Consider the following 4,851-nt stretch of genomic DNA (forward strand, 5'->3'; position numbering starts at 1 on the left):
TGGGAATTCCTTATATTTGAATTATACAAGAAGCTCCTGTATAGTATAGATATTTCAAAAATCCTACTTATTCCAACAGAAGATTTTTACCCAGTTCAAGTCCCTGCGCAATTGTCTCCGGAGACAAAAAGCCATCAAGCCCTTCCGAAAACGATTCACTTATACTTTCTTTTGCATCTTCCCACACTCTGCTTCCAAACTCATTAAACTGCTGCTCCTGTTCCTCTGTGTATCCACTTTCCTGATACTGAGGCTCCTGATATTGCTGCTGATACTGAGAATCTTCCTGCTGCTGAGCTGCCTGATATTCTGTTTCTCCCTGCTGCTGGGCTGCCGCTATCTGTGCGTCAAGAGCGTCTGCATCATATACCTTGATCTGCATAGAAGCGGCTCCCAGATAGTAGCCCTGCTCTGGTTCAAATCTACAGGCATTGTTCCCTGCGGTCTGATCATCGATTGCATATTCTGTATTGCAGACAGCAATGTAATCCTCTGCATTAAAATCAATATAATAACGGACATTTTTCGGAGTGCCGGCTTCCACCCGGACAGCATCCTGACACAACAGAGTCGGAGATCCTACAACTGCATCCGGAGAGTATACCGCCTCTGTATTCAAAAGCACCGCAGCTACATGCTCACCCGGATATGCGTCTCCCGTCAGATCACAGATAAACATGGGAAACACATAGTAGTCTTTCACATCGGAATTCACAAACTGTACATCCAGAACATAACCGTCCTCCGGCGCATATTCATCCAACTCTCCCTCATACTCGCTGACAGGAATACAGGAACTGGTAGTTCCTACCACCTCCCATCCCTCAACCTCATCTGTCTCTGCTGCCAGTACGGATACTGTTCCTGTACTTATGGACATTGCCATCATACCTGCCATTGTCAGTGCCGCCATCTTTTTCATAGTTTTTTTCATCATCTTTTTTCTCCCTTTCTCTTTTTGATTATATATATTTTTTCTTTTTCTTCGCGCCGTTTTACTTTTTGGGAAGGTCCAGCATCATAAGAACTTCTTCCATAACAGAAGCCTCCAGATACTCTCCCATGGCTTTGCAGCCTTTTTTCTGTGCAAGAACTGTCATTTTCTCCACTCCCTCTGAGACCGGACTTAAAATTCTGCTCCGATCCCCATCACTGATGGTTTCCCATTGCCTGAGTACAATAGTTTGTCGTTTGCCCATCTCATACAATGCCTGTTCAATCTCCTGACAGGTCTCGTTTAATTCTTCTGCATACCTGGCCTTTTCCTGCTGACTGCGAACCGCTACGGCCCGAAAATGCATAAGTTCCTGTAAAAGCTCTGTAATCTGTCTCTCATATGGCAGAAACATTTTTCTCACCTCCCTGTTCTGACCTTTCACTATACTGACAGACCAACACTCAAAAAGGTTTTATATTTTTATAAATTTTTTTATTTTTATTTTATCCTGCTCAATCATCCTGCTTCTGATCTGGCTGCGCCATTTCAGGCTCCTTTGATAATGGATTCCCACAATGAACACAAAACATGGAATCCAGATCATTTCTGCCGCCGCAGCCCGGGCATACTTTAGATTCAGCATCTGCCTGGACCTGCATTTCCTGCTGTCTTTTTAATTCCTGTTGACGGGCAAATTCCAGTTCCCTCTGATGGGCTGCTTCCCGGGCTTCCATTTCCGCCTGAACCTGCATCCGCGCAGCTTCCTTCTCTGCCTGAGCCTGCTGGCGGGTTGCCTCTCTCGCTTCCTGTGCCTGCTGACGGGCAAGCCTGTCTGCTTCTTCTTTTTCCTGAAGAGCCTGCTGACGGGCAAATTCTTCTTCCTCCTGCTGCTCTCTTAAATGTTGGATTTTTTCCTCTGCCGCTCTGTTTTCTGACTGATACTGGCGAATCACAGCAAAAAGATTTTCATACTCTGTACCCGGCTCCTCCAGATGAAGATTCACACACTGGATGCCAACCTGCATTGTCAGTCTTTCAATTTCCTTTTCATTGCTCTGTATCTGTGCATTAATTTTTCTTATATTAGATGCATATCTCTGCTGCGCACTTACCCCTGATACAGAACTTTTCATTTTGTCCAAAAATCCCATTTTAGTCCTCCTTCATTTATCTGTTTACTATACTGACAGGCCAATCAGCAAAAAGGTTTTACATTTTTAAAAATATTTTATATTTTTTACCAAAAACCAGTAAACAGATTTCATCCTCTTTTTATATAGATTTTATAACATCTATATAAGTGCGTCAATGACACAGGAAAACGAATTAAAATAAATTTCCATTTTTTAAAACTTTTTCTCTTTTTTCTCTGTCTGTATAATGGGAAGCAAAAATTACGGCAAAAGCGCTTTGCCTCCCATTGAAACTAGATGTTACATCATGTATACTGAAAGTAATGTATACAAAAACGAAAAAGGAGGAAAAAAATGAAAAAAACGACTTTACTAACCTGCCTTGCTCTGACCGGCGTACTGGGGCTTTCATCCACAGCCTACGCCTCAGAAGTATCTGTACAGAGCCTCATCGACGGCTCTTCCCAGACAGAAGCAGAGAACCAGCCAGAAGCAGAAAACGAACAGACAGAAACCGAAACACCTTCCACTGAGAATACAGACGATACAAATACCGTTTCCGTCCAGACAGAAAACACGGAAGCTTCCGGTACAGCCGCTCAGAAATCCGGCGAAACATCCTCAGACGGACAGGTTGTTCCCGGAACTAACATGTATGATGCAGGTGTTATTCCCTTTAACACCAAAATTTCCGGCACAGCCACAGAAGGCGTCTATAACTGGTATGCCTTTACCACCGGACCTGCTGCAGGAACAGAATATAAAATCACCTGTGTTAATACCACTCCCGGAGCCGATTCAATACACTATTCTCTTTATGATGAATATGGCTCTCTTATAACTTTCAATGGTTTTACCGCCCTAGAGGCCTGTTCCGATGGTGTTCCCTCCACCATGGCTACTAATGAACTGGATCCAAATACCACCTATTATTTACAGCTTATTACATATGACGCTGATCCCGTTGATTACATCCTCAATGTAACAGATCCCAATACTCCTGCTCCCACCTCTGTTCCGGATTCGCAGAATACCCTGCCCCCGGATGGAGAAGTTATTGCCGGAACCAGTCAGTATAATGCTCTTTTGCTGCCTCTGAACACCAAAGTATTTGGAACCGCAGAAAAAGATTCGTACTCCTGGTTTTCATTTAATACAGGAGACTCCTCTGGAGATGAGTTCCGGATTACCGCAATAAATAATACTCCCGGAGCCGATTCAATACACTATTCTCTTTATGATGAATATGGCTCTCTTATAACTTCCAATGGTTTTACCGCCCTAGAAGCCTGTTCCGATGGCGTTCCCTCCACCATGGTTACTAATGAACTGGATTCAAATACTACCTATTATTTAAAGCTTATTACATATGGCGCTGATCCCATTGACTATTCTTTAATTGTAAAAAATATGAATAACAACAACAGTGCATACAAAACTGCCGGAAATGTCATCGAGGCCAAAGGAGCAGAAGAAATAACTGAAGGTCCGGTTACTGCCGGAACCAGCCCGGACAATGCTCTGTTGCTACCCATTGGTTCAAAAGTATCCGGAACTGCAGAAGAGTCCACCTGTTCCTGGTTCGGCTTTAAAACCGGTGAGACTACAGGAACAGAATATACAATTTCCTGCATAAATACCACTCCCGGAGCCGATTCAATACACTATTCTCTTTATGATGAATATGGTTCTCTTATAACTTTCAATGGTTTTACCGCCCTAGAGGCCTGTTCGGATGGCGTTCCCTCCACCATGGTTACTAATGAACTGAATCCAAATACTACCTATTATTTAAAGCTTATTACATATGACGCTAATCCCATTGACTACATCCTTGATATTCAGGCACCTGTAAAGGAAGACCCAAAGGGCTCCCTGGTCTTTGAGGTTCCCTTTGAGATCAATGAAACCCAGGTACAGTTTGTAATCAACGAAGCCACCTTTATTGATGAAGAAAAAGCAAAAGAAGCTCTGAAACCGGTAGCTGACGCAATCCTTGCACATCCGGATCACTCCATCCTTCTGGCAGGAACTACCGCCACTGACGGAACCCAGGAATCCTGTGTGGATCTGGCCAACCGCCGCTGTGAAGCTGTAAAAAATCTTCTTGTAGATACTTACGGCGTACCGGAAGCCCAGTTGGAAACCATTGGACTTGGCTATGAGCTGGATCCCTTTGAAAGAGGTCAGGATCGGGATGCCAACGGAAACTTCGTAGAATCCGAAGGCAGAAAAAACAGACGTGTAGTGGTTCTTGATGCTGAGGATCCTATTGCACAGGAGCTTATGAAATTAAAATAGTAGATATCAGGCAGAATACTTTCTGCTATTGATATATCCCGTTTGGAAAAATTATGAAAAGGAGAACTTTCATGAAAAGGAAATTAAAAAACATTCTGGCAATGCTTCTAGCAGTCATGCTGATCTTCAGCGCGACTCCTGCCACAGCATCTGCCGCAGGCAGAAAGCCAACTCCCGGAAAGGTCACTCTCACACAGATCTCCTCTCCGGCTTACAACAAAATCAATATTAAATGGAACCGCACTTCAAATGCCACCCATTACAAAATTTATTACAAAAAGGCCGGCGCAGGCCAGTGGACATCTCTTGCCACAGTAAGCGGCAGCGCCACCAGCTATACACACACATCTTCCAAAAGCAGACCTGTTACCCCGGGACAGAAATACACCTACACAGTCAGAGGTTATAACAGCAGATACAAAACCTACGGAAGCTATGACAGCAGAGGACTGACCACATATACAAAACCCGCCACAGTAA

The 4,851-nt window shown here is 43.8% G+C and carries 5 protein-coding genes; 2 read left to right on the forward strand and 3 right to left on the reverse strand.

Annotated elements, in window-relative coordinates; genetic code table 11:
- Positions 1-67: 67 nt before the first annotated feature.
- The 3 genes from QVP40_RS05910 to QVP40_RS05920 all read right to left on the reverse strand — a co-directional run bounded on the left by QVP40_RS05910 (position 68) and on the right by QVP40_RS05920 (position 2,088).
- The gene (locus QVP40_RS05910; RefSeq protein ID WP_022067565.1) at positions 68-937 is read right to left on the reverse strand and encodes a hypothetical protein; all 870 of its coding nucleotides are present in this window, start codon (positions 935-937) and stop codon (positions 68-70) included.
- 58 nt (positions 938-995) lie between these two features.
- A complete protein-coding gene (locus tag QVP40_RS05915) occupies positions 996-1,349 on the reverse strand; it encodes a hypothetical protein (RefSeq protein WP_022067566.1) in 354 nt (117 codons plus the stop codon).
- 100 nt (positions 1,350-1,449) lie between these two features.
- Positions 1,450-2,088 (reverse strand): hypothetical protein, encoded by a 639-nt coding sequence (locus QVP40_RS05920; protein WP_022067567.1) that lies wholly within the window; start codon positions 2,086-2,088, stop codon positions 1,450-1,452.
- A gap of 336 nt (positions 2,089-2,424) precedes the next feature.
- On the opposite strand from QVP40_RS05920, the gene QVP40_RS05925 reads away from it, so the two are divergent.
- Together QVP40_RS05925 and QVP40_RS05930 are read left to right on the forward strand one after the other, a co-directional pair.
- On the forward strand, positions 2,425-4,371 hold the full coding sequence (locus QVP40_RS05925; protein ID WP_022067568.1) for an OmpA family protein: 1,947 nt from the start codon (positions 2,425-2,427) through the stop codon (positions 4,369-4,371).
- Between the two features lie 71 nt (positions 4,372-4,442).
- Positions 4,443-4,851, forward strand: a 409-nt coding sequence (locus QVP40_RS05930) for a fibronectin type III domain-containing protein (RefSeq protein ID WP_288200348.1), incomplete at its 3' end; no start/stop codon positions are given.

The sequence above is a fragment of the Blautia sp. CAG:257 genome, assembly GCF_000433815.1.
In the GTDB taxonomy this organism is placed as follows: Bacteria; Bacillota; Clostridia; order Lachnospirales; family Lachnospiraceae; genus Blautia_A; species Blautia_A caecimuris.